Here is a 24,491-nt window from a genome sequence, read left to right as displayed (position 1 = left end):
TGTTGAACTACGCTCCCGTAGGGGGCGTGCTCGCGTGGACAATGGGCACCGTGCATTTTACCTCCTTCCGTTCTCGCGCAGGTAGGCTTCGCCCGCTTCGACGGCTAGAGGGTGGTTTATGCCTGGACCAGGCCGGGAAGGCACCGAGATGGACCGGGTGGAAGAACGCATGACCGAGCAGCAGGCGGCCGACCAGGTGTGGGACGCGCTGATGAAACTTTCCGAGATCGCAGCCAGGTCCCGGCACCAGCAGCGGGAGCTGTACCCCCTCATTCGCCAGATCGTTGACGCGGTGGTGGCCCGAGGGGTGCGTGCACCGGGTACCGGCCTGTTCGTCCCGTGTCCGGTGTGTAATGCGATGGTGGGGCAGAGATGCATCACCATTCCCGGACACATCCTGCACGACAGCATCCACCCGGAGCGCGTCGAGCTGTGCAAGGAAACGATTGGCCGCTAGAGGTTAAGCGCCATCGGGTCGCGGAACGCCTGTCCAGGTTCCACTTGTCCTGGTACCAGCAGCGACATACGGAACGTCGGGCTGCTGGCGCATGTACGCCAGGTTGTCGCGCATGGCCTGCGCCGCCTCGCTGCCGTCGGTGTCGTAGGTTAGCGGTCGACCCCCACTCACCGAGGATCAGCAGCCTCTTGACCTCGGTCCGGCGTGCGTACTGCAGCGGCACCGCTTTGCGCTCGGTCGGGTGCGTTAGGTGCTGTCGCCCGTGTCATAGAGTTCGAATCCGATGGTCTCCACCCCGGCGTAGCTGGCCACAATTCCGACGTCGTCCCAGAAGGCCGCGCAATGGCACTTGGCGTAGTAGTCGGTAAAGATCGGCGTCAGCCGGACCTCGCTGCGGCGTGGGTGGCCGGCGAGCGGGTTGATCAGCGCCTGCCACTCGACCGGTAGGTGGCGGGGTCCGGGCGGCCCAGGTGCCCTGCTCAGGCTCGTGGTCCAGCCCAGATAGAACGGCGTGGTCCAGGCCGCCGGCCGCGAGCTGGAGCAGAGGTGGCCACATCGACCGGCCAGTCCTAGAAGCTGTACAGCAGGGTTGCGGTACGGGGACTTCGTTGAAGACGGCCCCGGTCCACCTCTTGAGCCCGGAGCCCGGCGTCGGGTACAGGCGAATCCCGTGGGATCGCCGTACTTCGCCTTCATGTTCTGGATGTCCGTCGCGCCTCAACGGTGCGGCATCGACGGTTACCGGCCGGGGGCGGTTCCGGCCCGGCGGACCCGCGGCCCTTTGAGCCGTCAACTACCGGCTGGGGTGTCGGCAGGACGGGATGCTCCTGGAGTCTACCCGTTCCGCAGAGGTTGGCGAGGTCGTGGCCGACCACGAGGACTGTCCCGCCTGGGCGCACCGCGTCTCGGCCGTGCGCCAGTACGACTGGGCCAACCACACCGCGGTGCCTCCCTCGCCGGCGGCCACGTCGAACGCCCTGGCCGGACGCAGGCCGGCCCACCTTCTCCACCACGAAGCGGTTCGGTTGGACGGTCCACACCAGCGAGGCGCTCGCGTACCGCTCGCCCCAGTTCCTGCTGTCCATGGCCGCGCTTCTGTCGACGCACGACCGAAGAACGTTCACGGCGTGGCCCTCATCCTCACCAGTTCCGTGGCTGCTAAGCGGCCGGTTCCGGGCCGAGTCCGTCACCCGCCTGCCGTGCGAGCAGCGGCCGGACTGCCCGACGGTAGACGGGCGAGGGGCGTCCGGACCTGCCGGACGCCCCTCGTGGTCGCGCTCAGTGGCGGGGCGAGGATCCGACCGCCGCCGTAGCGATCCGTTCACGCTGCGGCTCGGGCTTCCTCCGGCCACGCAGCACGGTCACCACCACGGCGATCGCGGCGGCAACGCCGACGCCGATCCAGAGCAGCGGGTTGGTGCGCAGCTGGTCGGGCAGCTGCTGGGCGAGGACGAAGACGCCCATCACCACGACGAACCAGCCGAAGGCCTTGCGCAGGGCGGCCTCCGGGATCTTCCCGGCGAGCCGGCCGCCGACGAAGCTGCCGATGATGGCGGCGACGGTGACCGCGGCGGCCAGGCCCCAGTTGATGTGCACGCTGGAGAGGTAGCCGGCCAGGCCGGCGAAGGACTTCATCGCGATGACCACCAGCGAGGTGCCGACCGCGACCGGCATCGGCAGGCCGCCGAGCAGAGCCAGGGCGGGCACCACCAGGAAGCCGCCGCCGGCGCCGACCAGGCCGGTGACGAGCCCGACGACGATGCCGTCGAGGATCACATGGAGCACGGGCAGTTCGTGCGGCACGGGCTTGCCCTCGGCGGAGCGACGGCCGCGGATCATGGCGACGGCGGTGGCCAGCATCATCAGCGCGAACCCAGTGAGCAGGAAGCCAGCCGGGATGAACTCGGCCAGCCGACCGCCGGCGTAGGCGCCGGTCATGCCGGCGAAGCCGAAGATCAGTCCGGTACGCCAGCGGACCCGTCCCGCCCGGGCGTGCGGGAGGACGCCGACGGCGCTGGTGGCGCCGACGACGAGCAGGGAGGTGGCGATGGCCTCCTTGGCCGGCAGGTCGGCCACGTAGACCAGCAGCGGTACGGCGAGGATCGAGCCGCCGCCGCCGAGCAGGCCGAGGCTGACGCCGATGAGGACGGCCAGTCCGATGGTCAGGGCCAGGGTCGCGGTCATGCCCGCCCCCCGGTGCTCTCGCGGAGCTGGCCGACGATGGTGTCCAGGTCGCAGCTGGCACCCCGGTTGTACGGCAGCTTGCCGAGCATCATGCCCATCGCGCAGGTGTTGGTCACGGCAGCGAAGGTCAGGCCGGCGCCGATGAACCCGGCGACCCACTTCAGACCCGGCACGAACACCGAACCGAGGATGCTGAGCAGGACGATGGAGCCCGCGACCAGGCGGACCTGGCGCTCCAGGTCCCAGCGCTGCTTGCCCTGCCGGATCGGCGCGTTGGCCGCCTGCCAGGCGAGCATGCCGCCATTGAGCACCTTGAGGTTCGGCAGTCCGACCCCGGCCAGGGACTGCTCCGCCTGGGCGGCGCGGGCACCGGAGCGGCAGATCAGCACCACGTCCTCGTCCAGGTGGTTGCGCAACTCCTCGCGGTGCTCCTTGAGCAGGTCCAGCGGCACGTTGTAGGCGCCCGGGATGTGGGAGGTCTCGAACTCAGCCGGGGTACGCACGTCGAGCAGACGGGGCGCCCGGCCGGCGTCGATCAGTTCGCGCAGGGTGGCGCCATCGAGCGTGGTGGTCTCGGAAGCAGTCATGTCTCCTCGTTCACAGGATGTCGGGGGCCGGCCGGCGCCCGGTGGCGCCGGCCGGTGGGGCGCTGATCGGTCAGGCGCCGCTGACCATCTCCAGACCGGCATCACCGGCCTGGTCGACCTTGTCGTCGATGACGACGACCTCGCGGCCGGCGTTGGCCAGCAGCGACGCCGCGGCGGTGGCGCGGTAGCCGGAGCCGCAGTGCACCCAGACGGCGCCGGCCGGTACGTCGGCCAGCCGCTTGGGCAGGTCCGGCAGCGGGATGTGCACCGCGCCCTTGATGTGGCTGGTGCGCCACTCGTTGGTCATCCGCACGTCGAGGACCACATCCGGGGCGGGCAGCCCGGCGGGCGTGTTGCCCGCGCGCCCGGCGGCCAGCGCCGGGAAGTCCGAGAGCCGCATCTTCCGCAGCTCCTCCGGCTTGGTCACCCACTTCTCCGGCTGACCGGTGGCCTGCGCGGTGGGCCGGTCAATGCCGATGCGAACCAGCTCGCGCTGGGCGTCGGCGACCTGCTCTGGCGTCTCGGCCAGCAGGGTGATCGGGACACCCCAGTCGATCAGCCAACCCAGCCAGGTCGACATCGGTCCGTCCAGCCCGAGGCTGACCGTGCCGGCGACGTGCGATGAGGCGTACGCCTTGCGGTGCCGCAGGTCGACGACCCACTGCCCGTCGGCGATCCGCTCGCGCAGTTCGGTGGCATCGGCCCGGGTGACCGGCGTCAGGTCGACCGGCGCGGGGCCGGCGAAGTTGGCCACGCCCATGTGGGCGTAGTACGCGGGGTATGCGTCAAGGCCGGCGAGGGTCTCGGTCACGAACTCGTCTGCGGCCAGCTTGAGGGCAGGGTTGGCCGTCTTCTCCCGGCCGATCGTCGATTCGGGTGCGTCGGACTGGCTGGCCGAGCAGAAGCTGCCGAACCCGTGGGTCGGCCACACCTCGGCGCCGTCGGGCAGCAGGTCGGCCAGCCGCTTGGCGGAGGCATGCTGGTGGTGGGCGAGTTCGTGCGCGTGCTCCTTGCCGAGCAGGTCTGTACGCCCGGTGGTGCCGAAGAGCAGCGAGCCGCCGGTGAAGACGCCTACCGGCCACCAACCGCCCTCGGTCGACTCGTCGAGGACGTACGACAGGTGGTGGAAGGTGTGACCCGGCGTCGCGATCACTCGCAGCCGCAGAGAGTCCGAGACCGGAACCTGGTCACCGTCGGATACCGGCATTCGGTCGAACCCGACCTCGTCGGCCGCGGCCACCAGGTAGTGCGCACCGGTCACCCGGGCAAGCTCGAGCCCGCCGGACACGTAGTCGTTGTGGATGTGCGTCTCGACCACATGCGTGATCCGTACGCCCTTCTCACCGGCGAGGTACAGGACCCGGTCGATGTCACGCTGCGGGTCGACCACGATCGCCACCGTGCCGTCCGAAGCCAGGTAGCTCCGGTCGCCGAGGGACGATGTCGCGATAACGGACACCTCAAGTGTCACTGGCCGTACTCCCTTCAAAGACTACATACCCGGGGGGGTATATAGGGGGCAGGGTCCTGCCCGGCTCATGTGAAGCGGTTACCGCCCGCGCCGCCGGTGGCGGCACGGGACAGGTGGCCCGATCAGGCGAGGGCCAGGAAGAGCTTCTCCAGCTCCTCCTCGGACATCTCCGGCACCTCGCCGCGCTCGCGCGCGGCCTCGCAGTACCGCACGCCCGAGGCGATGATCTTGTACCCGGCCCGGTCGATTGCCTTGGACACCGCCGCGAGTTGCGTCAGCGCCTCGCGGCAGTCCTGATCGTTTTCCATCATCTCGATGACCGCGTTCAGCTGTCCCCGCGCCCGCTTGAGCCGGGTCAACGCCTCACTGGTCATTTCAGGTCGGAGATTCATCGCGCCACCTCTCGCGTTCCACTATACCCCCGGGGGTAACGGTTGGCGAAGGGGATACCCCCCCGGGTATGGTTAACCTCGAAGGTCGCCGGAGGATTCCCGCCCCTCCGCGGTGCCCCCGGCGGTCGCCCTTCTCCTACCTGAGAGGTCCCATGACTACCGTCCGGCACCATCATGTGGTCATCGTCGGCGGCGGCACCGCCGGCATCAGCGTGGCCGCGCGGCTACATCGCCAGGGCGTCACCGACATCGCCCTGGTCGAGCCCTCCGAGCACCACTACTACCAGCCCCTATGGACCCTGGTGGGAAGCGGCCTCACCAAGGCGGGCGAAACCGTACGGCCGCAAGGAAAGCTCATCCCCAAGGGCGTGACCTGGATCCGGGACCGGGCAACCAGCGCCGACCCGGACAACCGCACCGTCACGCTCGGCAGCGGCGACACGCTGGCCTACGACCAGCTCGTCATGGCTCCCGGGCTGCAGCTCGACTTCGACGCCGTACCCGGCCTGGCCGAATCGGTCGGGCGCAACGGGGTGTCGAGCAACTACCGGTACGACCTCGCACCACGCACCTGGGAGTTCATCCAGAAGGTGCGAGGCGGCACGGCGATCTTCACCATGCCGGCCGGACCAATCAAGTGCGGCGGCGCGCCACAGAAGATCGCCTACCTGGCGGCCGACTGGTGGCGCCGGCAGGGCCTGCTGGACGGCATCCGGATCATCCTGGTGCTGCCCACGGCGACCATCTTCAGCCAGCCGGACTGGGCGAAAGTGCTCGTCCCGGTCGCCGCGGACTACGGCATCGAAGTGCGCTATGAGTCTCAGCTCGTCGAGGTCGACGGGGACAGCCGGCGGGCGGTCATCCACGACAACGCCTCCGGCACCAAGGAGACCATCGACTACAACCTGCTGCACGCCGTACCGCCGCAGAGCGCGCCGGACTGGCTCAAGGACAGCGCTCTCGCCGATCCCGCCAGCCCGTTCGGCTACCTGGCGGTCGACCAGTACACCCTCCAGAGCACCCGCTGGCCCGAGGTCTTCGCCCTCGGGGACGTGGCGAACCTGCCGACGTCCAAGACCGGAGCCGCCATCCGCAAGCAGGCGCCGGTCGTGGTGGCCAACATGCTCGCCGCGCCCGGGCGCAAGCCGCTGCCGGCCCGCTACGACGGCTACACCTCCTGCCCGCTGGTCACCGCCCACAACCGGATGCTGCTCGCCGAGTTCGACTACCAGCTCAAGCCGAAGCCCAGCTTCCCAGTCATCGACACCATGAAGCCGCGCTACGACATGTGGTTGCTCAAGCGCTACGGGCTTCCGGCCCTGTACTGGCACGGCATGCTACGGGGGCTGGTCTGACTGGCCCGAACGGTTTGCCGAATCACCCACGCCGATCGTTCGCGACCGGCACCATCTCACCTGAAGGAGAGCAGAGCATGAGCTACGCGATGACCACCCGGCTGACCGCCGGATTCACCCCGACCCTCGAGCGGGTCCGGGCCGCGCTGAAGGACCAGGGCTTCGGAGTGCTGACCGAGATCGACATGCGGTCAACGCTGCGCGAGAAGCTCGGGGTCGACATGGAGGAGTACGTCATCCTGGGCGCCTGCAACCCGCCCCTCGCGCACCGCGCCATGGAGGCCGACCGAAACATCGGCCTGCTCCTGCCGTGCAACGTCGTGGTCCGCGCCGACGGTCCGGACGCCACCCTGGTGCAGGCCCTCGATCCGCAGGTGATGGTGCAGCTCAGCGACGCAGCCGAACTGCGGGAGGTCGCCGACGAGGCGACCCGGCGGTTGCGCGCGGCACTGGACGCGCTCACGGGCTGAGAGGTGGCAGGGGAATTCGCGCCCGCACCCCTGGGCGGTCGCACCGACAGCGGCGGGCGGCCTGCCCGGCGGTCTTGGCCCGCACGTCGACCATGTCCAGGTCACCGGAACGAATCGCCCGCTTCAGCGCGCGGACCGGCAGCCCACCGGATCGAGAGCATCGACTCCGAACGCGGCGCACCGGCTGCGGACAGCCTGCAAGCTCGCAACCGGTCGGTGCGCTGTACGCGGTGTCCAGCAAGGCGCGGGCGCGCGGCCTGCGTCAGCGCAGCGAGATCCTCAACCCGGCAAACGCGCCGGAATCCGGCGGTCGCGGACCGGCTAAGCACCGATGCTGACACGAGTTCGTGTGCCTTGAGCGGCCACGGTACTCGAGCAGCCACTTGCCCTGGACCGCACCGCGAAGCGGTGGCCGAGCGATACCTGGCGCAGGGTCTCGCGGGAATGATCGACCGGTCCGGACGTTCGCAGTTCACCCCAACGCACTCCGGCGCCCGCCGAACGCAACGTGCTGCATCTGCGGCGAGGCGACCATGGGATCGGCGCATCCGCTGGCCGGCTCGGGCTGGCCGCGAGGTGTCACGCCGTGCTGTGGCGGGCCGCCGCGAGTAGGACGGCGAAACCAGCCAGGGCCAACAATGTGGCCGCCGTCGCGACGCCGACCACCATCCGACGGTCCGCCACGGCACGACCAGAACCCGCTGCCGCCACCATCAGTCGATAGCGCGGTCGCGCCCAAGCGAGCAGGACAACGCCAGTGAGCAGCCCAAGTCCCCCGGGGATGGCGAGCGCCGGTCCGCGGGACAGGCCGGTGTAGAGCAGCAGCGCGCCGACTCCCGCGAAGGCCAGGGCGGTGCGCTGCCAGGCGAGGTAGGTGCGTTCGCTCTGCAGGCCCACGTCGATGACTTCCGTTGGATGTGCGGGCTCGGGACGTCTCATTCTTGTCCTCGCACCACTTCCATCAGCACGAAGACCAGCGCCAGCACCATAACCACGGACAGCCCGATGCCAACCACCCGTGGAAGCACCGACCGGGGCAGCGGCCCGCCGAGCCGGATCGCCCGCTCGCGGCGCTCCCACCGCGCGTAGCTCGTCGCGGCGATGACGGTGGACATCACGATGAGTATGACCCCGAGCATCGGCCGGGCCCCCGCGAACGCGAAGTCCGGCACGATTTGAACGACCGCCACACCACCGGCCAGCAGCGCCAGCGACGTGCGGATCCAGGCGAGGAACGTACGCTCGTTCGCCAAGCTGAAGCGGTAGTCCGGCGTCTCCCCCACCTCGTGCAGCGGGGGACGATCCGGTCGCGGACGGAACAGCGTCATGGTGACCCACCCCTCCCGCGCCGGTCACTGATCGTGGTGGCCATGTGTGCTCCTCCCATGTAAATGCTGGCCGCTCCGTCCGGCTGTCGGGTGGACCTAGACCCGTACTCCCAAGCCAATCCAGGTAGGCGGCCGCAATTCGACTGCGGTTACCGTTGGCGCAGATGACGTTGACCGCCTCACCGCGACGAATCTCCGCGGCGCACGCCGGCACGTGTCCCAGCAGAACCACGCGTGCATGAGCCGCGTGCCCGATCATGTACTCGTGCGGCTCGCGGACGTCGATAACCACCGCAGCGTCGGAGCGCGCGTGGGAAAACGTCGCAAGGTCTACTTCAATCATCGCAGAACCGTCTCCTACATACCCCCCTGGGTATATGCGGCGATAGTAGCATGCCGCAATTCCATACCCCCCCGGTGTACATTTGGCGCCGGACATGGAGAGGGGCTTGAACATGCAGGTCGACGAAAATGCAGTCGGTGACGTGATCAAACGGCTTCGCCGCGCCGAGGGCCAGATTCGCGGCGTCATCGGCATGCTTGAAGACGGTCGAGACTGCGCCGACGTGGTGACCCAGCTCGCAGCGGTGTCGCGAGCACTGGACCGCGCCGGGTTCAAGATCATCGCTAGCGGGCTGCAGCAGTGCGTCAGCGGTGCCGCGGGCGAGGACCAGAAGGCCAATCTCGAACAGATGGAGAAGCTGTTCCTGTCTCTTGCGTAACCACCATCTGATGGGGGTGCACCCCGTCGAGGCGCGAGTCCCCCACAAGGTTGTCGGCTCCGCCTGATAACTGACCCCATGGTTCCGGGCCGCTGAATTCTGACCCCTTCCGGAAGCATCGGGAGGTGCTGGCCGTGGAGGACCGGGCGGAGATCCGCTGGTTGTACCGGGCCGAGGGTTGGCGATCACGGCCATCCCTCGTCGGCTGGAGGTCTCACGGAACACGGTGCGCAAGGCGCTTGGGAGCCATGAACCGCCCCGCTATCAGCGGGTCACTCGCGGTTCGATCGTGGATGCGGTCGAGCCGCAGATTCGGGCGCTGCTGGCTCGTCGCCAGCGCCGACCACGCCGGATCCAGTGCGTCTCCGACACGCCGCCCCTGCGGTGTGGTCGTCCGCGACTGGTCGGCGAAGTCGCCGAGGCGGATCCGGCGCCGTCGGCTTCCGCGTCAGGACCTGGTGTGACGCAACAGCGGCCTGCCCGAATATTCGGAGGAAGCTGTTGACCGAGCGCACTCACTGAGTATGCTCAGTGAATGAGCGAGGAGTCAAAGTCCGCGCCTACGGGGGTGCGGCAGCAGCGCAAGGAGCAGACCCGGCATGAGCTGCTGGCGGCCGCGCGGCGCGTCATCGAACGGCGCGGGCTCGCGGCGACGACCACCCGCGAGATCGCCGCCGAGGCCGGGGTGGCGGCCGGAACCTTCTTTGTCCATTTCGCGGACATGAACCTGCTCGTCGAGACGCTGCTCGACGAGCGCATCGGGCAGGCGCTGCAACTGGGCATGGACACCGTGCCAGCCAGCGCGGACCTGGTCGGACAGCTGGTCCATGTGGCCGGCTGCCTGTATGAGGGCTATGACGACGAGCCTGACCTGGCCCGGCAGTACTTGGCCGCGACCCTGTTCCGATCCGGTCCACACGGCCCGGCACAGCAGCGCATCCAACAGTTTCAGGACTGGGTCACCGAACGGATCACCGAGGGCGTCGGCGCCGAAGCCATCCCCGACATCGACCCAACTCTGGCCTTCACGGCGTACTTCGGGCTGTATTTCGCCTTCCTCGTGGCCGGCCTACGAGGCGAGTTGGAGCGACCGCAGCAATTGGCCCTGCTCGCAGCATCGCTGCATCGCCTATTCCGCATGGAGGATGGAGCATGAAGACACTCGTTGTCGGCGGTGGCATCGGTGGACTGACCGCCGCCATCGCGCTGGCGAGGACCGGCCACCAGGTCACACTGGCGGAGAAGATGGAGCAGTTTTCGCCAGTCGGCGCGGGCATCATCATGGCACCCAACGCCGCCAAGATCCTCGCCGAGCTCGGCGTCGACCTGTCCCGGCACGGCCACGCTCTACCCTCGCTCGACCTGGTCGGCGCCGGCGGGCAGCTGCTACAACGGCTGGAGACCCAGCGCCTGGCCGGGCAATACGGTCCGATGTGGGCACTGTCGCGGCCCGACCTGCACGCCGCCCTGCTGGAGCAGTTACCCGAACGGGTGCAGCTGATCCTTGGTAGCAGCGCCAACGGAATCCGGCAGGATTCCCGCGGGGTATCTGTCTGGTTCGGCGACGAACCGGATCCACACACCTTCGACGTGGTCGTCGGAGCGGACGGCCTGCACTCGACCGTCCGCAGGCTCAGCTTGGGACAGCAGCCGCTGCTCTACAGCGGTGCCACCTCTTGGCGCGGCCTCACTCGCAACCCCGGCTTCCTTCGGGCGGTGGAGGCCTGGGGCCCGGGCACCCGCATCGGCGTCGTCCCGCTGCGCGGCGGTCAGCTCTACTACTACCTGGTCAGGTCGGCGCCGCGCCGCGCGCCCGAACTCGACTGGCCGGACGGCTTCCGGGCCGCCTTCGCCGCGCATCACTCGGATCTGACCAGGCTGTTCGACATGCTGACCGATCGGCCGCCGCTACACCACGACCTGGAGGAACTGGCCGCGCCGGTGTGGGGCAGCGATCGGGTGTTCCTGCTCGGCGATGCCGCACATGCCATGACCCCCAACCAGGGGCAGGGCGCGGCCATGGCCATCGAGGACGCTTATGGCCTGATGAAGGCGCTGCGGCCGGGTATCGCCGGAGCCCTGCAGCGGTACACGACGTTGCGGCACGAGCGAGTGCGCGCGATACAGCTCACCTCCCGGCGCATTGGGAAGTTCTCGCACTGGACCAATCCGTTGGCCCGCACCGTGCGCAATACGTTCATGCGATCCCTGCCGCCGTCCCTGGTCGAGGCCCAGTACCACAAGCTGGTGCAGCCCGCGCTCGACCTGCTGGCAAAGGCGTAGGGGCCCGGAAGAGCACTCAGGTACCCGCGGCGGCGGACTGTTGCCGTCTTCTTCACGGGGTAGAGCCGCCCGCCGGGGCAGGTGAGCAGAGGCGCCCCTCGCACCGTCCCTCACGCCGCCGGTCCAGCATCTGCACTGCAACTCGCCTCAACCCCAAACTGTCAACGCCAGCTCATGACCAGCACTCCTGGTGCCGCCCCACATCTGTGCCCACACGGCCCGACCGGAGCGGGCGGGACCAGCGACGCCCGGAGCCGCATCTTTGAAGCGCGCTGAACTCTTGGTCGACCTCATTCAGCCATCTGCTACCGCAGACTCCTCAGATGATCATTCTCGCGCGACGCATACCGGTGCGACGGCGCCTCAACCGGTGAACACGGGCGGGCGAACGTATCCCGCCGCCACGCAACCTGATGTTGTGCCCGCCAGCGTCGCCGGGTCAATGAATCGCAGGTACTCATGGTCGCCGAGCAGTTCCAAGCGGCGGCGCAGCACCGGATTCTCGATGGACTGACTGCGGTGGCAGGCGATGGCGGCTGCTTGGAGCCGGCGACGCACGACAAGCGCCGCGTCCAGTTCGGCCGGGTCGCGTCCCATGAAGGTCGTGCCGAGTTCGGCATTCAGCTGCTCCGCGACCCACCTGGGCACCGCCCAGGCCAGCACCGGCAGGCCGGCCACGCCGGCAGCGGCTAGGGCGGCCTGGGTGGCGCGGTGGTGGTCAGGGTGGCGGGTAACCCCGCCGAGGTCGAAGACCATCAGGTGACTGGGGCGTTCCTCACCGATCAGCCGCAGGATGTGACCGGCCAGCTCATCGAGGGGCACCGCGCCGAGGTTGCCGTCCGGGTAGTCGTGCAGCTCGACCCGGGACACGCCGAGTGCGGCACTGGCACCGTGCATCTCCTGCGACCGGGTGACCGCGAACTCTCCAGGGCTGCCGTGCAGGGTGGAGGCTCCGCCGCGGGTGAAACAGAGCACGCTCGCCCGGGCGCCGTGGGTGATCAGCTCCTCCAACACGGCACCAAGGCCAGAGGATTCGTCGTCGGGGTGGGCGACCACGGCGAGCACCCCGGTGACCTGCCAAGGAAGCTTCGGCCAGGTGCCGGTAGTCGGAAGCGTCATGGCTATCACCTCTCCACCAACCACAATACCCCCTAGGGTATATGGTTCGCCCGGTCATCGCCGCGTTCGCCGTGCCGATCGGGGACATGCTGATCACCGAATCGACCACGGCGGGAAAGCTTGCCTCCCGGACCAGCCGTGCGATCTGGTCCGCGGTCGCCCACGGGCCACACCACACTGCGCAAAGCCCACGAACACCCTGAACCCGCCCATACCGCCGCGCGAACGTGCCGGTCCGCCCCGGGCGGCCGGACCCGCCCGTCTCTCCGTGAACGGCGACGTTCCCGGCTAAACGCTTGCGGTCCGCAGGGACCGGCACCGTACCCGCCATTCCCCGACGCCACCGTCTCCGACCAGTCGGACCGGCACGGCGGCGCGGTCGAGCAGGCTCGCCGCGATCGCGGCCCGGTGCCCGTTCGAGCAGATCACCCACACCGGTTCGGTACGGGGGAGTTCCTGCCGGCGCGCCGGGAGGTCGGCGACGAAGACGGTGTGGCTGCCGGGGATGGTGCCCCACTGCCACTCGAGTGGCTGACGGACGTCGAGCACCGCCGGCTGGTGGCCGCGGACGTACGCGTCGCAGAGATCGTCGGCGCTGACGAGGGGGTACGACGACACGTCACCGCCGTGCGAACGCCACCGCTCGACCCCACCCGGCAGGTACCCCTGCACGTTGCTCCAGCCGATCCGGATGAGCTGGGTCATCACCTCCCGCAACGACTCGGGTGCCGGCTCGGGCAGGATCAGCAGCATGGGGGCGTCGAACGGCAGCAGCCACCCGACGTAGCTCGCGAACCCGGAGTTCAGCTCGATGTTGATCGAGCCGGGAACGTGCGCGGCGGCGAATGCGGCCCGATCGCGGGCGTCGACCACCCACAGGCCCGCCCACAGGGCCTCGGTCACGTCGGCCGGGGTGACCTCGGGTGGTTGCGGGACCGTGCCGAGCGCGGGAGCCCCCGCCCTGTTGATCGTCCCCATGTGCGCGTAGTAGCTCGGGTAGGCCATGAGTTCCCCGGACAGCTCCTCGGCGAAGCTGGCGAAATCTGCGGCGAGCAGTAGCGGATTGCGCTGGCGCTCGGTACCGATGAGGCTGGTCGGCGAGGTGGACGGCATAGCCGCCACGCAGAAACTCCCCGCGCCGTGGGTGGGCAGCACCCGCACGTCGTCGGGAAGCGTGGCGAGTCGGGACAGGCTGGCGTACTGGTCCTGGGTCAGGCGGTCGGTGAAATCCGGGCCGAGCAGGTCCGTACGCCCGGCGCTGCCGAGTAGCAGGCTGCCCCCGCTGAACAGGGTCTGCGGCTCCGTTGTTCCTGCCTGGTAGGCGAGCCAGGCGAGGTGCTCCGGGGTGTGGCCCGGCGTGGCCGTGGCGACCAGCCGCAGATCGCCCACGGCGACCTCGTCGCCCTCGTCGACCGGCCGGTGCGGGAACTCGTAACCGCCTCGGGCGGGCAGCACCAGCTCCGCGCCGGTGGCGGCGCGCACCTCGTGCGCACCGGAGACGTAGTCGTTGTGCACGTGCGTCTCCAGCACCGCACGCACCCGTACCCCCAGCGTCTCGGCCGCGGCGAGGAACCGCCACGCGTCCCGCTGGGGATCGACCAGGACCGCCTCGTCGCCCGAGCGCAGCAGATAGCTGTTGTCCCCGAGCCCGGGCGTGGTGAAGACCTCGAAGTCCATGACACACCGCCTCACGTTTTTGGCCAGCAATCAATTGACTAATTGAAGACCCAAGAACTAGCGTCTGTCCATGGCGCTTGGCCCCGGACCGATGCTCGACGAGACCGCCGCACGGTTCGCCCTCCTCGGCGATCCGACGCGGCTGCATCTGGTGAGCCTGCTGTGCGAGCGCGGGGAAACATCCGTCGGCGAGCTGGCGGAGGCCGCCGGGATCTCGGTCGCCAACGCGTCCCAACACCTACGGAAACTGACCCTCGGCGGGGTCCTCGGCCGACGCAAGGTCGGCAACCAGGTCTTCTACCGGGTCGTCGAGAAGACGATCGAGCGGCTCTGCGAGATCGTCTGCGCCAGCGTGCAGCACCGGGCACGCCTACTGGAAACCACGACCACCGACTCCTAGCCGGGAGGGCGCAATGCCACACGAGCCCGCGCCGCCAATCATCGCCCGCTCGATCGGAACGGGGCCACCCAGCCCCGCGTGGGCGAAAGTCATCGACCAGACTAAATGCGTGGGCTGTCATGCCTGCACCACGGCATGCAAGTCGGAGAACGACGTGCCGCTCTCGGTGACCCGCACGTTCGTCAAGAACGTCGACGTCGGTGCATTCCCGCAGGCCCGGCGGGCGTTCCAGGTCACCCGCTGCAACCAATGCACCGACGCACCCTGCGTGGCCGCCTGCCCCACCAGCGCGATGTACGTCCGCGACGACGGCATCGTCGACTTCGACAAGAACGCCTGCATCGGCTGCAAGTTCTGCATGGCGGCCTGTCCCTACGATGCGATCTTCATCAACCCCGAGGACCACTGCGCGGAGAAGTGCAACTTCTGCGCACACCGCCTCGAAGTGGGACTGGAGCCGGCCTGCGTGGTCGTCTGCCCCACCCAAGCGATCATGGTCGGCGACCTGAACGACCCCGACTCCGCCGTGGCGCAGATCGTCAACCGCGAACCGGTGTCGGTCCGCCGGCCCGAAAAGGGCACCAGGCCGAAGCTGTTCTACAAGGGAGCCACGCAGGCCACGCTGGATCCCCTCGCCGCCGGCCGACCGGAGGGGGACACCTACGCCTGGGCCGAGCAACCGACGGGTCCGCACATCGTGCAGGGACCGACCACGGCCCAGTCCAGCAGCGCCGCCGCCATCATCTCGTACGACATCGCGCACCGCGCGCCCTGGGACTGGCGGGTCAGCGCCTACACCTGGACGAAGAGCATCGCGGCCGGGGCGTATCTGGTCCCCCTGCTCCTGGTGCTGCTGGGCAGGCTCGACGCCGCCAGCTCGCTCTGGGTCTGGATCGCTCCGGTCGTCGCCGCCACGTTTCTGGCCCTGACCGCAGCCCTACTGATCTGGGACCTCGAACACCCGGAACGGTTCTATCTGATCCTGACCCGGCCACAGTGGCGCTCCTGGCTGGCCCGCGGCGGGATCATCCTGGGCGGCTTCGCCGCCGTACTGGGGCTGCACCTGCTCGCCGCGATCATCGACGCCCCCGCCCTGCGGACCGGCGCGGCCGTCGCGGGACTGCCGCTGGCCCTGCTCACCGCGGTCTACACCGCGTACCTGTTCGCTCAGGCCAAGGCACGCGACCTGTGGCAGAGCCCGCTGCTCCCACCACACCTGGCGGTGCAGGCGTTCCTCGCCGGCGCGGCGGTGCTGCTCCCGATCCAGGCATGGCGGACCGATGGAGTGACCCACGCCCTGGGCTGGGTGCTCGGCGGCGCCACCCTGGCACACCTGCTGTTCGTGCTCGGCGAGGTCACGCTGCCGCATGTCACCGCCCACGCGAGGCTCGCCACGTACGCGATGACCGGCGGCCGGTACCGCTGGCCCTACCGGGCGAGCCTGGCCCTGGTGGCCCTCGCCCTGCTGGCCGCGGCCGGAGTCGTGTCGGTCGGCCTCGGCGGTGGGCTGGTCGCCGCGGCCGCGGTGGTCGCGCTCGCCGGCCTGGCCCTGCACGAACACGCCTACGTCCAGGCCGGCCAATCGGTCCCCCTCGCCTAGGAGACACCGCAATGACACGAGTTGACGACATCGCCGGCCGGGTCAGCGCGGCCCGGGCCGAGGCCGACGCCCGAGGCGAGACGTTCTACCCGGGGCCGAGCCGGGTCCACCTGGCCGCGTTCCCTCCGAAGGAGCGTTGGGACGACTGGGTGGAGCTGGAGTCCCGGGACTGGCCGAAGCGGACCGAGCGGCACTACCTGCTGGTGCCGACCACCTGCTTCAACTGCGAGTCCGCCTGCGGCCTGCTGGCTTACGTGGACCGGGACACCGCCCAGGTCCGCAAGTTCGAGGGCAACCCCGAGCATCCCGGATCGCGTGGGCGCAACTGCGCCAAGGGCCCGGCCACCATTAACCAGGTCACCGACCCCGACCGGATCCTGCAACCGCTCAAGCGGGTCGGCGCGCGCGGTGAGGGACGGTGGGCGCCGGTCAGCTGGGACGTTGCGCTCGACGACATCGCCTCCCGGATCCGCACCGCCGTCGTGGAGGACCGGCGCAACGAGATCATGTACCACGTCGGACGGCCCGGCGAGGACGGCTTCACCGAGCGGGTGCTGGCCAGCTGGGGCGTGGACGGGCACAACTCGCACACCAACGTCTGCTCCAGTGGCGCGCGGGCCGGATACCACTTCTGGACCGGCATCGACCGGCCCAGCCCGGACCACGCCAACGCCGACGTCATCCTGCTGGTCAGCTCCCACCTGGAGGCGGGACACTACTTCAACCCGCACGCGCAGCGGGTGATGGAGGCGAAGCAACGTGGTGCCAAGCTGATCGTCTTCGACACCCGGTTGTCCAACACCGCCACCCACGCGGACCACTGGCTCTCCCCGTACCCCGGTTCGGAGCCGGCCATCCTGCTGGCCGTCGCGTCGTACCTGCTGCGCAACGGGCTGCATGACCGGGAGTTCATGCGCCGCTGGTGGAACTGGGCCGAGTACCTGGCCGCCGAGCATCCCGAGCGGGCGCCCGTGTTCGAGGAGTTCGAGGAGGTGCTGCGCGAGCTCTACGCGCCGTACACGTTCGAGTTCGCCGCCGCCGAGTCCGGCGTCGACGCCGCGACCATCGAACGAGTGGCCGAGCTGGTCGGCGGCGCCGGTACCCGGCTGTCCACCCACACCTGGCGTTCGGCGAGCGCCGGCAACCTGCACGGATGGCAGGTCTCCCGCACCCTGTTCCTGCTCAACGCGATGCTGGGGGCAGTCGCGACGCCGGGCGGCACCCACCCGAACGCGTGGAACAAGTTCGTGCCGCGGCCCATCCACACCCCGCCGCACCCCGGCACCTGGAACGACCTGACCTGGCCGCTGGAGTACCCCCTCGCCCTCAACGAGCTGTCCTTCCTCCTCCCGCACTTCCTGAAGGAAGGCCGAGGGAAGCTCGACGTCTACTTCACCCGCGTCTACAACCCGGTCTGGACCAACCCGGACGGGCTGAGCTGGATGGAGGTTCTCACCGACGAGTCCAGGGTCGGACTGCACGTCGCGCTCACGCCGACGTGGAGCGAGACGGCTTTCCTCGCCGACTACGTCCTGCCGATGGGGCTCGGCCCCGAACGGCACGACCTGCACTCCTACGAGCAGTACGACGGGCAGTGGATCGGCTTCCGCCAGCCGGTGCTGCGCGCCGCGCGGGAGCGGCTGGGCGAGCAGGTCGGCGACACCCGCGAGGTCAACCCAGGACAGGTGTGGGAGGAGAACGAGTTCTGGATCGAACTCTCCTGGCGCATCGATCCGGACGGCAGCCTGGGCATCCGGCAGTACCACGAGTCGAAGGAGCAGCCGGGTACGAAGCTGTCGGTCGACGAGTACTACGGCTGGATCTTCGAGAACTCGGTACCCGGCCTGCCGGAGAAGGCCGCCGCCGAAGGGCTGACCCCGCTGGCGTACATGCGCCGGTACGGCGCGTTCGAGGTGCGCAAGGGAATCGGCCCGATCTACGAGGAGCCCGTCCCCGACGACCAGCTCGTCGACGTCGGCGAGGACAACTTCGGCCGGGTCTACACCCGCGCCCCGGCGCCGACCTCCCCCAACATCGTGCCGATGGCCGCCCCGGAACCCGACGACCAGGGCCGCCGGCCGGTCGGCGTCCGCATCGACGGCGCGGTCCGCCGCGGCTTCCCCACCCCCAGCGGCAGGCTGGAGTTCTACTCCCGCACCCTCGCCGACTGGGGTTGGCGGGACCAGGCCGTCCCCCGGTACGAGCGCAGTCACGTGCACCCCGAGGCGATGGCACCCGACCAGCTCGTGCTGATCTCCACCTTCCGCCTCCCGACGCAGATCCACACCCGCGGCGGAAACGCCAAGTGGCTCGACGAGCTCGCGCACACCAACCCGCTCTGGATCCACCCGCGCGATGCCACCCGGATCGACGTCGGCAACGGAGACCTGGTGACCGTGGAGACGGAGATCGGCTGCTACGTGGTGAAGGCCTGGGTCACCGAGGGCATCCGGCCCGGGGTCGTGGCCTGCAGCCACCACATGGGCCGGTGGAAGCTCGCCGCGCAGGGTGAGAACAGCCAGCGGCAGATGATGGCGACCGTCGACCTGGCCCGGGACGACGGCCGGTGGCGGATGACGCGGCTGGCCGGGGTGTCGCCGTATCAGTCCAGTGATCCGGACACCGCCCGGATCTGGTGGAGCGACGTCGGCGTGCACCAGAATCTCACCTTCCCGGTGCACCCGGACCCGATCTCCGGGCAGCACTGCTGGCATCAGGCGGTACGGGTGCGCAAGGCCACGCCCGCCGAGGCGTACGGGGACATCGTCGTGGACACTGCCAAGGCCCACGAGGTCTACCGACGGTGGCTGGAGCTGGCCCGGCCGGCCCATCGGCACTCGCCGGACGGCACCCGGCGGCCGTACTGGCTGATGCGGCCGCTGAAGCCGGCCAAGCCCATCTTCAACCTCCCCGCAGAGGATGGCTCCCCGGTCCGAGAGGGGGAAGCGCTCCGATGACCACGCTGCCGCTGGCCGGGTTCGCGCCCGGACGCACCCGGAACCGGGCGGAGCTGTTCCGAGCGCTGGGGGCGCTGGCCGAGGCGCCCGGCGAAGCTCAGCTGCGCCTGGCCGACCTGCTCAGGCTGCCCCGGCCCAGCGGCGAGCAGTGGACCGAGGCATTCGTGGTGCAGTTGGTGCCGCACGCCTCCGTCTACCTCGGCGCGGAAGGCATGCTCGGCGGTGAGGCCGCCGACCGGGTCGCGGGCTTCTGGCGGGCGCTGCGGCTGCCGGTACCGTCCGACGCCGACCACGTCGCCGCCCTGCTCGGGCTCTACGCGGCGCTGGCCGACGCGGAGTGCGACGAGCCGGCCGGCCCGCGGCGGACGATGCGCCGCCAGGCCCGGGTCGCGCTGTTCCACGAACACCTCGCGAGCTGGCTCCCGGCGTACGCGCGTGCGATGGCGGACAGCGGCCCCGCACCGTACGCGCAGTGGGCGCGGTTGCTGCACGACGCCCTGCTGGCGGAGGCCGCCGAGATCGGTCTGCCCGACCGCCCACCGGCGCACCTGCGTGACGTGGCGCCGCTCGGCGACGGCGGCGGCCTTGACGGCCTGCTGACGGGTCTGCTCACGCCGGCCCGCAGCGGCGTCATCATCACCCGCGCCCATCTGGCGACGGTGGCCCGCGGTACCGGCTTGGGCCTGCGGCTGGGTGACCGGCGACGGGTGCTGCGGGCGCTGCTCGAGCAGGATCCCGCTGTGACGCTGGCGGCCCTGGCCGAGCAGGCGCGCGAATGGTGGGCGCGGCACCGTGCCGACGAGCCGGTCGTCGGACCGGCAGCCCGGCACTGGGCAGAACGTGCGGCGATCACGGCGGATGTGCTGACGGCCGCCCAGCGAGAGGCACACATGATCGCAGAGAAGTTCAGTCACGACGATCGCCTGTAACGGCAGGAGATGGAGGAACGAGATGACCTCCGAGCTTCACACACAGGTTCCGGCAGACGCTCCGGATGGGTCCCCGCCGGGAACCAAGTTCGGGCTGACTGAGGAGGATGTCCGCAGCATCGTCCGCGACGAGATCAAGCGGGCGTGGGCAAAGAACCCGGCTTCCCGCCGCGCGGCCCTGGTCGCCTCCAAGGGGACACTTGACTGGGCGTACCCGCCACTCATCCTGAGCACCGCGGCGGCCGCCGCCGGCCTGCAGACGTCGGTGTTCTTCACCTTCTACGGCCTGAACATCATTCACAAGGACGCCGAGCGCAAGCTCCTGGTCGACCCGGTGGGCAACCCCGCCATGCCGATGCCGGTGCCAATGCCTGACGTGCTGACCGCGATGCCGGGCATGAAGGCGCTCTCGACCAGGATGATGAAGTCGAAGTTCGCGAAGAACAACGTGGCGAGCATCCGGACCCTGCTCGACGAGGCACGCGAACTCGGGGTACGGCTCATCGGCTGCCAGATGACCATCGACGTGTTCGGGTACACCCACGACGACTTCGTGGACGGTGTGGAATTCGCCGGCGCGGCCGCGTTCATGTCCGAGGCCCGCAAGTCCCACGTGACCATGTTCATCTAGGAGGAGACGCATGACTATCGACATCCACGTCGACGAGGTCGTCGACGCCCGTGACCTGATGTGTCCGATGCCCGTGCTCGCCGCCACTAAGGCCATGCGGCGGCTGGGCCCGACCCAGGTGATCAAGGTGCTGGCCACGGACAAGGGTGCGTTGTCCGACATTCCGGCCTGGGCTGAGGACAATGGCTACGAGCTGCTCTCCAGTGGCATCGAGGAGGGCATCCTGGTCTTCTTCATTCGCAAAACCGAGGAGTCGTGATCAAAGCCGGACAGGTAAACGCCCTGGCGCCGAAGCATTCCACCCGGCTTGGACCCGGGACGAGCCGAGCAGACCCCCGCCCGGCCCGCCAGCGCCTGCGCGCGCCGTCAAAGTCAAACTGACTTGGCGCAACGGACGGCGGCACGCTCCCCCGCGCCGACGACGAGCCCTTCGGCCTCGGCACCGGGTTGGAAGAGCTGATCACCCATGGCACCGGGCGAGAGTGGCCACCCACGGCGAAGCCCCCACCCTGCACTACAGCGGCCCGCCGGTCCTGGCCTTTGCAGTGCACTGTCGGCGAGGTGCGGCGTAGGCAACTCTGGCCAGCGGCGGTAATTTCCTCCTCGCCCCGCTCTACCTGCTGATCCTCCGCTTGCCGATCAAACGGGCGCTCGCGACCTCGCTGGCGGTCTCCGCCGCCCTGGCGTTGCCCGGCACTGTCACCCACTGGGCACTGGGTCGCGTCGACCGGCGGGTTGTCGCAACATACACCGTGATGGCTGTGCCCGCCGCCTACCTCCGCGCTCGCCTGGCCATCCGCTCCAACCCGGCTGGCTCACCCGCATGTACGGGGTTGCCCCCGCCCGGCTCGCGTCAGGGCTACTTCTCTTCGGCCGCTGATGATTCCTGCCACATGCCGCCAGCAGCCGACGACTACGCGAGGATCACCTTGAGTGACCGGAGCCGTAACGGCAGGGCACAAGGTCCTGTTGTCGGATCCAGGTGGATCTACCAATCGGGCCCGGCGCCGGTGTTGGCTGAACGAGCACCACATCGAGGGGAGCGGTCCGATGGGCCAGCTGAACGTGCAGGCCGTGGGCGGGGATGCCGGGACGGTGGATGTCCGCTTCGTGACTGGGGAATCCTATGAGTTCGCGGTACGGGGACACCGGATGCTGGTGGACCAGCCGCCCGAGGCGGGGGGTGAGGACGAGGCGCCGACGCCCACGGAGTTGTTCGTCGCGTCGCTGGCGACCTGCGTTGCCTTCTACGCCGGCCGGTACCTGACCCGGCACGGCTTGAGCCGCGACGGTCTGGGCGTCGCTGTCAGCTACCGGATGGCCGCTGACCGCCCGGCCCGGGTGGCCGAGGTCCGGCTCTCCCTTCGGGTGCCCGAGGATCTCCCGGAGGCGCGCAGGCCTGCCCTGCTGGCCGTGGCCTCGCACTGCACCGTGCACAACACTCTGACCTCGCCGCCGACGGTCACCATCGACCTGCTCTGACAGCGAGGCGCCTCGCAGGGACAGGAGGGTAGGACGTGGGCGTAACCGGCGATGCGACGGCGGCCAGCCGTAATGATGAGCTGCTGGCGCGGATCCGCGACGGCATCATCGGTGAGGGCGAGGTGCTGGACTGCCCCTACGGGCCCCGGCGGATCACCTACGCCGACTACACCGCGTCGGGCCGGTCGCTCGATTTCATCGAGGACGCCATCAGGGAGTGGGTGCTGCCGCGCTACGCCAACACCCACACCGAGAGTTCCGGCACGGGCCTGGCGACCGGACGGCTACGCGAGGATGCCCGGCAGATCATCCACGACGCCGTGGGCGGGACGGACGAGCACGTGGTGATCTTCTGCGGTTCGGGTGCCACCGCCGCCGTCAACAAGCTGATCGGAATCCTGGAGCTACGGCTGCCCGACGCACCGTCGCGTCGCTACGACCTTCAGCGTCACATTCCGGCTGAGCAGCGGCCGGTGGTGTTCGTCGGTCCGTACGAACACCACTCGAACGAATTGCCGTGGCGGGAGACGTACGCCGACGTGGTGGTCATCGGCGCGGACGCCGACGGGCACATCGACCAGGCGGAGCTCGCCGTGCAGCTGGCCCGTTACGCGGACCGGCCGTTGCGGATCGGCAGCTTCTCGGCGGCCTCCAACGTCACCGGCATCCTGTCCGACGCCGACGCGCTCGCCGCACTGCTGCACGCCCACGGGGCGCTGTCGTTCTGGGACTACGCGGCGGCCGGCCCGTACGTGCCGATCCGGATGGGTGAGTCGAAGCCGGGGGCCGGGGACAGCAAGGACGCCGTGTTCCTGTCCCCGCACAAGTTCGTCGGCGGCCCGCAGACACCCGGCGTCCTGGTGGTGCGCCGGGATCTCATCCGGAACCGGGTACCCACGGCCCCCGGCGGCGGCACGGTGGCCTTCGTCGACCCCGTCAGTCACCGCTATCTCGACGACCCGGTCGCGCGAGAGGAGGGCGGCACCCCGGCGATCGTCGAATCGATCCGAGCCGGACTGGTGTTCGCCCTCAAGCAGGCCGTCAGCACCGATGTCATCCAGGCCCGCGAGGAGCGGTTGTGGTCGAGGGCGCTGCACCGCTGGTCCGACAACCCGGCGATCGAGGTGCTGGGGAACCCCGAGGCCCGTCGCCTGTCCATCGTGTCACTTCGGCTCCGCCACGGAGCCCGCTACCTGCACCACAACTTCGTCGTCGCGCTGCTCAACGACCTGTTCGGTATCCAGACCCGCGGTGGCTGCTCCTGCGCGGGACCGTACGGACATCGTCTCCTGGCAATCGACACTGAGCGCTCGCACGCCTTCCGTGACGAGATCGGCCTCGGCTGCGAGGGGATCAAGCCCGGCTGGACCCGGATCAACTTCAACTACTTCATCTCGGACACGGTTGCCGACTACCTCATCGACGCAGTCGACCTCGTCGCCCGGTACGGGCACCGGCTGCTGAGCGACTACCGCTTCGACCCCCGCACCGGGCTGTGGCGCCACTACGAAGGTCCTCCTCGACCGCCGCTGCGCCTAGCCGACCTGAACTACCTGTTCGGCGGCGGGCCGACGCGCCCGGGCCGGATAGAGAGGGCCGGCGAGGACGCCCTGACCGGCTACCTGCGCGAGGCACGGGACATCTTCCGCACCCGCAAAGATAGTCTTGATGAGGGAGTGACCGGCCTACCGGACGACTTCGAGGCGCTGCGCTGGTTCCACCTGCCCCCGGCATGTCTCGGGCCGGTCGACCGGGTCCGGGCGAACAGCGGCCGACCGTAACGACCGGCCCGGCCGACCACGCCGCACCCTGTGAACGCCGCGCGCGGCGACGATCTGCAGGTTCGCGGACCGAGGCGATGTCCCGTCCGACGTGCTTGGCGGCGGAGCAACTGATCGATGTCTCTCAACCTCTGTGAGTTGCCTAACCGAGATCCCCTATGTCGGCCCGCCCCGGCTACGGTTGGAACATACCCCCGGGGGTATCCGACAGGAGGTTTTCCGAATGATCAAGAAGATGATGGTTCTGCTGGCTGCGACCCTGGTGGCGCTCGCGGTGGGTGTGGCGCGCCCAAGTGTCGCATCGGCAGCCCCGGCCGGCACAGATGTGGTCGTCTACGTGGGCCAGCTCGGAGCGAGCACGTACGAGCAGACCCTCAACGGCGTCCTCTACACGGAGGACCAGATCGGCAGCATGGCCGATCGAATTCTCTGGACCGAAGAGCAGATCGGCATCATGGCCGACCGCATCGTCTACGTGACCGAGGTGTCGCAGGACAACACCGTCAAGGTGATCTACATGGTCACGGCCCTGTGGGCCACCGGCACCCAGGATGGCGGCTACCTCTACCAGGTCGCCCTGATGCCGGTCGCCATGCTGCCCGCCGGCTGGTGAACCCAGTTCGTCGCCGACCTGTGAAGGCCGGGACCGTCGTCGGCACGGGCGTA

General features: G+C 69.4%; 24 protein-coding genes. 16 read left to right on the top strand and 8 right to left on the bottom strand.

Features of this window, described 5'->3' with window-relative positions; all coding sequences use genetic code 11:
* The first annotated feature begins 169 nt into the window (after positions 1-169).
* Positions 170-457 (top strand): zinc finger domain-containing protein, encoded by a 288-nt coding sequence (locus FB454_RS20010; protein WP_145752114.1) that lies wholly within the window; start codon positions 170-172, stop codon positions 455-457.
* A 1,278-nt stretch (positions 458-1,735) separates the two neighbouring features.
* Here the strand turns inward: FB454_RS20010 and FB454_RS20005 are convergent.
* From FB454_RS20005 to FB454_RS19990, 4 genes are all read right to left on the bottom strand, one after another.
* On the bottom strand, positions 1,736-2,641 hold the full coding sequence (locus tag FB454_RS20005; protein WP_145752112.1) for a sulfite exporter TauE/SafE family protein: 906 nt from the start codon (positions 2,639-2,641) through the stop codon (positions 1,736-1,738).
* Positions 2,638-3,228, bottom strand: a complete 591-nt coding sequence (locus FB454_RS20000) for a rhodanese-like domain-containing protein (protein ID WP_145752110.1) — start codon at positions 3,226-3,228, stop codon at positions 2,638-2,640. Before FB454_RS20000 ends, FB454_RS20005 begins: the two co-directional genes overlap by 4 nt.
* Before the next feature lie 70 nt (positions 3,229-3,298).
* Positions 3,299-4,699, bottom strand: a complete 1,401-nt coding sequence (locus FB454_RS19995) for an MBL fold metallo-hydrolase (RefSeq protein WP_145752107.1) — start codon at positions 4,697-4,699, stop codon at positions 3,299-3,301.
* 122 nt (positions 4,700-4,821) lie between these two features.
* The gene (locus FB454_RS19990; RefSeq protein WP_145752105.1) at positions 4,822-5,091 is read right to left on the bottom strand and encodes a metal-sensitive transcriptional regulator; all 270 of its coding nucleotides are present in this window, start codon (positions 5,089-5,091) and stop codon (positions 4,822-4,824) included.
* Positions 5,092-5,243: 152 nt separating this feature from the next.
* Between FB454_RS19990 and FB454_RS19985 the strand changes: the two genes are divergently transcribed.
* Entirely contained in the window at positions 5,244-6,446 is a 1,203-nt protein-coding gene (locus tag FB454_RS19985) for an NAD(P)/FAD-dependent oxidoreductase (protein WP_145752102.1), read from the top strand.
* Positions 6,447-6,523: 77 nt separating this feature from the next.
* Complete coding sequence (locus FB454_RS19980; protein WP_145752100.1) at positions 6,524-6,916, top strand: DUF302 domain-containing protein; 393 nt, start codon at positions 6,524-6,526, stop codon at positions 6,914-6,916.
* 579 nt (positions 6,917-7,495) lie between these two features.
* Here the strand turns inward: FB454_RS19980 and FB454_RS19975 are convergent.
* Together FB454_RS19975 and FB454_RS19970 are read right to left on the bottom strand one after the other, a co-directional pair.
* Positions 7,496-7,855, bottom strand: a complete 360-nt coding sequence (locus tag FB454_RS19975; protein ID WP_145752097.1) for a DUF202 domain-containing protein — start codon at positions 7,853-7,855, stop codon at positions 7,496-7,498.
* The gene (locus FB454_RS19970) at positions 7,852-8,244 is read right to left on the bottom strand and encodes a YidH family protein (protein WP_145752095.1); all 393 of its coding nucleotides are present in this window, start codon (positions 8,242-8,244) and stop codon (positions 7,852-7,854) included. Before FB454_RS19970 ends, FB454_RS19975 begins: the two co-directional genes overlap by 4 nt.
* 455 nt (positions 8,245-8,699) lie before the next feature.
* On the opposite strand from FB454_RS19970, the gene FB454_RS19965 reads away from it, so the two are divergent.
* From FB454_RS19965 to FB454_RS19950, 3 genes are all read left to right on the top strand, one after another.
* Complete coding sequence (locus tag FB454_RS19965) at positions 8,700-8,966, top strand: metal-sensitive transcriptional regulator (RefSeq protein WP_145752166.1); 267 nt, start codon at positions 8,700-8,702, stop codon at positions 8,964-8,966.
* Between the two features lie 535 nt (positions 8,967-9,501).
* Positions 9,502-10,122, top strand: a complete 621-nt coding sequence (locus FB454_RS19955) for a TetR/AcrR family transcriptional regulator (RefSeq protein WP_145752092.1) — start codon at positions 9,502-9,504, stop codon at positions 10,120-10,122.
* Positions 10,119-11,249, top strand: a complete 1,131-nt coding sequence (locus tag FB454_RS19950) for an FAD-dependent monooxygenase (RefSeq protein ID WP_145752090.1) — start codon at positions 10,119-10,121, stop codon at positions 11,247-11,249. Before FB454_RS19955 ends, FB454_RS19950 begins: the two co-directional genes overlap by 4 nt.
* 363 nt (positions 11,250-11,612) lie before the next feature.
* Here the strand turns inward: FB454_RS19950 and FB454_RS19945 are convergent, their stop codons facing one another.
* A complete protein-coding gene (locus FB454_RS19945; RefSeq protein WP_145752088.1) occupies positions 11,613-12,368 on the bottom strand; it encodes a PIG-L deacetylase family protein in 756 nt (251 codons plus the stop codon).
* 288 nt (positions 12,369-12,656) lie between these two features.
* The gene (locus tag FB454_RS19940) at positions 12,657-14,045 is read right to left on the bottom strand and encodes an MBL fold metallo-hydrolase (RefSeq protein ID WP_145752086.1); all 1,389 of its coding nucleotides are present in this window, start codon (positions 14,043-14,045) and stop codon (positions 12,657-12,659) included.
* Positions 14,046-14,115: 70 nt separating this feature from the next.
* On the opposite strand from FB454_RS19940, the gene FB454_RS19935 reads away from it, so the two are divergent.
* The 10 genes from FB454_RS19935 to FB454_RS19890 all read left to right on the top strand — a co-directional run bounded on the left by FB454_RS19935 (position 14,116) and on the right by FB454_RS19890 (position 24,438).
* Positions 14,116-14,445, top strand: coding sequence for an ArsR/SmtB family transcription factor (locus FB454_RS19935; RefSeq protein ID WP_145752084.1), 330 nt, complete (start codon positions 14,116-14,118; stop codon positions 14,443-14,445).
* A 13-nt stretch (positions 14,446-14,458) separates the two neighbouring features.
* On the top strand, positions 14,459-16,045 hold the full coding sequence (locus FB454_RS19930; RefSeq protein WP_145752083.1) for a 4Fe-4S dicluster domain-containing protein: 1,587 nt from the start codon (positions 14,459-14,461) through the stop codon (positions 16,043-16,045).
* Between the two features lie 11 nt (positions 16,046-16,056).
* On the top strand, positions 16,057-19,002 hold the full coding sequence (locus tag FB454_RS19925) for a molybdopterin dinucleotide binding domain-containing protein (protein ID WP_145823292.1): 2,946 nt from the start codon (positions 16,057-16,059) through the stop codon (positions 19,000-19,002).
* The gene (locus FB454_RS19920; protein ID WP_145752078.1) at positions 18,999-19,931 is read left to right on the top strand and encodes a molecular chaperone TorD family protein; all 933 of its coding nucleotides are present in this window, start codon (positions 18,999-19,001) and stop codon (positions 19,929-19,931) included. The genes FB454_RS19925 and FB454_RS19920 overlap by 4 nt, the downstream gene beginning before the upstream one ends.
* 22 nt (positions 19,932-19,953) lie before the next feature.
* Positions 19,954-20,562: a DsrE/DsrF/DrsH-like family protein gene (locus tag FB454_RS19915; protein ID WP_145752076.1), complete on the top strand. Its 609-nt coding sequence runs from the start codon at positions 19,954-19,956 to the stop codon at positions 20,560-20,562.
* Positions 20,563-20,572: 10 nt separating this feature from the next.
* On the top strand, positions 20,573-20,821 hold the full coding sequence (locus FB454_RS19910; RefSeq protein ID WP_221488044.1) for a sulfurtransferase TusA family protein: 249 nt from the start codon (positions 20,573-20,575) through the stop codon (positions 20,819-20,821).
* A gap of 319 nt (positions 20,822-21,140) precedes the next feature.
* Positions 21,141-21,692 carry a sulfite exporter TauE/SafE family protein gene (locus tag FB454_RS19905; protein ID WP_145752161.1) on the top strand — a complete coding sequence of 184 codons (552 nt, stop codon included), beginning with the start codon at positions 21,141-21,143 and terminating at the stop codon, positions 21,690-21,692.
* Entirely contained in the window at positions 21,673-22,044 is a 372-nt protein-coding gene (locus tag FB454_RS19900; RefSeq protein WP_225319522.1) for an OsmC family protein, read from the top strand. Before FB454_RS19905 ends, FB454_RS19900 begins: the two co-directional genes overlap by 20 nt.
* A 35-nt stretch (positions 22,045-22,079) precedes the next feature.
* Positions 22,080-23,825, top strand: coding sequence for an aminotransferase class V-fold PLP-dependent enzyme (locus FB454_RS19895; RefSeq protein ID WP_145752072.1), 1,746 nt, complete (start codon positions 22,080-22,082; stop codon positions 23,823-23,825).
* 223 nt (positions 23,826-24,048) lie between these two features.
* A complete protein-coding gene (locus tag FB454_RS19890; RefSeq protein ID WP_145752069.1) occupies positions 24,049-24,438 on the top strand; it encodes a hypothetical protein in 390 nt (129 codons plus the stop codon).
* Positions 24,439-24,491 lie beyond the last annotated feature (53 nt).

The sequence above is a fragment of the Micromonospora sp. CNZ297 genome (assembly GCF_007827625.1).
The sequence above is the reverse complement of the archived record's forward strand: the minus strand, read 5'-3'. Positions and strand labels throughout refer to the sequence as shown.

Excerpts from the sequence above, each read along its gene's own strand:
- FB454_RS20010 (WP_145752114.1), top strand. The coding sequence starts at position 170 with ATGACCGAGCAGCAGGCGGCCGACCAGGTGTGGGACGCGCTGATGAAA.
- FB454_RS20005 (WP_145752112.1), bottom strand. The coding sequence starts at position 2,641 with ATGACCGCGACCCTGGCCCTGACCATCGGACTGGCCGTCCTCATCGGC.
- FB454_RS20000 (WP_145752110.1), bottom strand. The coding sequence starts at position 3,228 with ATGACTGCTTCCGAGACCACCACGCTCGATGGCGCCACCCTGCGCGAA.
- FB454_RS19990 (WP_145752105.1), bottom strand. The coding sequence starts at position 5,091 with ATGAATCTCCGACCTGAAATGACCAGTGAGGCGTTGACCCGGCTCAAG.
- FB454_RS19985 (WP_145752102.1), top strand. The coding sequence starts at position 5,244 with ATGACTACCGTCCGGCACCATCATGTGGTCATCGTCGGCGGCGGCACC.
- FB454_RS19980 (WP_145752100.1), top strand. The coding sequence starts at position 6,524 with ATGAGCTACGCGATGACCACCCGGCTGACCGCCGGATTCACCCCGACC.
- FB454_RS19975 (WP_145752097.1), bottom strand. The coding sequence starts at position 7,855 with ATGAGACGTCCCGAGCCCGCACATCCAACGGAAGTCATCGACGTGGGC.
- FB454_RS19970 (WP_145752095.1), bottom strand. The coding sequence starts at position 8,244 with ATGACGCTGTTCCGTCCGCGACCGGATCGTCCCCCGCTGCACGAGGTG.
- FB454_RS19965 (WP_145752166.1), top strand. The coding sequence starts at position 8,700 with ATGCAGGTCGACGAAAATGCAGTCGGTGACGTGATCAAACGGCTTCGC.
- FB454_RS19955 (WP_145752092.1), top strand. The coding sequence starts at position 9,502 with ATGAGCGAGGAGTCAAAGTCCGCGCCTACGGGGGTGCGGCAGCAGCGC.
- FB454_RS19950 (WP_145752090.1), top strand. The coding sequence starts at position 10,119 with ATGAAGACACTCGTTGTCGGCGGTGGCATCGGTGGACTGACCGCCGCC.
- FB454_RS19945 (WP_145752088.1), bottom strand. The coding sequence starts at position 12,368 with ATGACGCTTCCGACTACCGGCACCTGGCCGAAGCTTCCTTGGCAGGTC.
- FB454_RS19940 (WP_145752086.1), bottom strand. The coding sequence starts at position 14,045 with ATGGACTTCGAGGTCTTCACCACGCCCGGGCTCGGGGACAACAGCTAT.
- FB454_RS19935 (WP_145752084.1), top strand. The coding sequence starts at position 14,116 with ATGGCGCTTGGCCCCGGACCGATGCTCGACGAGACCGCCGCACGGTTC.
- FB454_RS19930 (WP_145752083.1), top strand. The coding sequence starts at position 14,459 with ATGCCACACGAGCCCGCGCCGCCAATCATCGCCCGCTCGATCGGAACG.
- FB454_RS19925 (WP_145823292.1), top strand. The coding sequence starts at position 16,057 with ATGACACGAGTTGACGACATCGCCGGCCGGGTCAGCGCGGCCCGGGCC.
- FB454_RS19920 (WP_145752078.1), top strand. The coding sequence starts at position 18,999 with ATGACCACGCTGCCGCTGGCCGGGTTCGCGCCCGGACGCACCCGGAAC.
- FB454_RS19915 (WP_145752076.1), top strand. The coding sequence starts at position 19,954 with ATGACCTCCGAGCTTCACACACAGGTTCCGGCAGACGCTCCGGATGGG.
- FB454_RS19910 (WP_221488044.1), top strand. The coding sequence starts at position 20,573 with ATGACTATCGACATCCACGTCGACGAGGTCGTCGACGCCCGTGACCTG.
- FB454_RS19890 (WP_145752069.1), top strand. The coding sequence starts at position 24,049 with ATGATCAAGAAGATGATGGTTCTGCTGGCTGCGACCCTGGTGGCGCTC.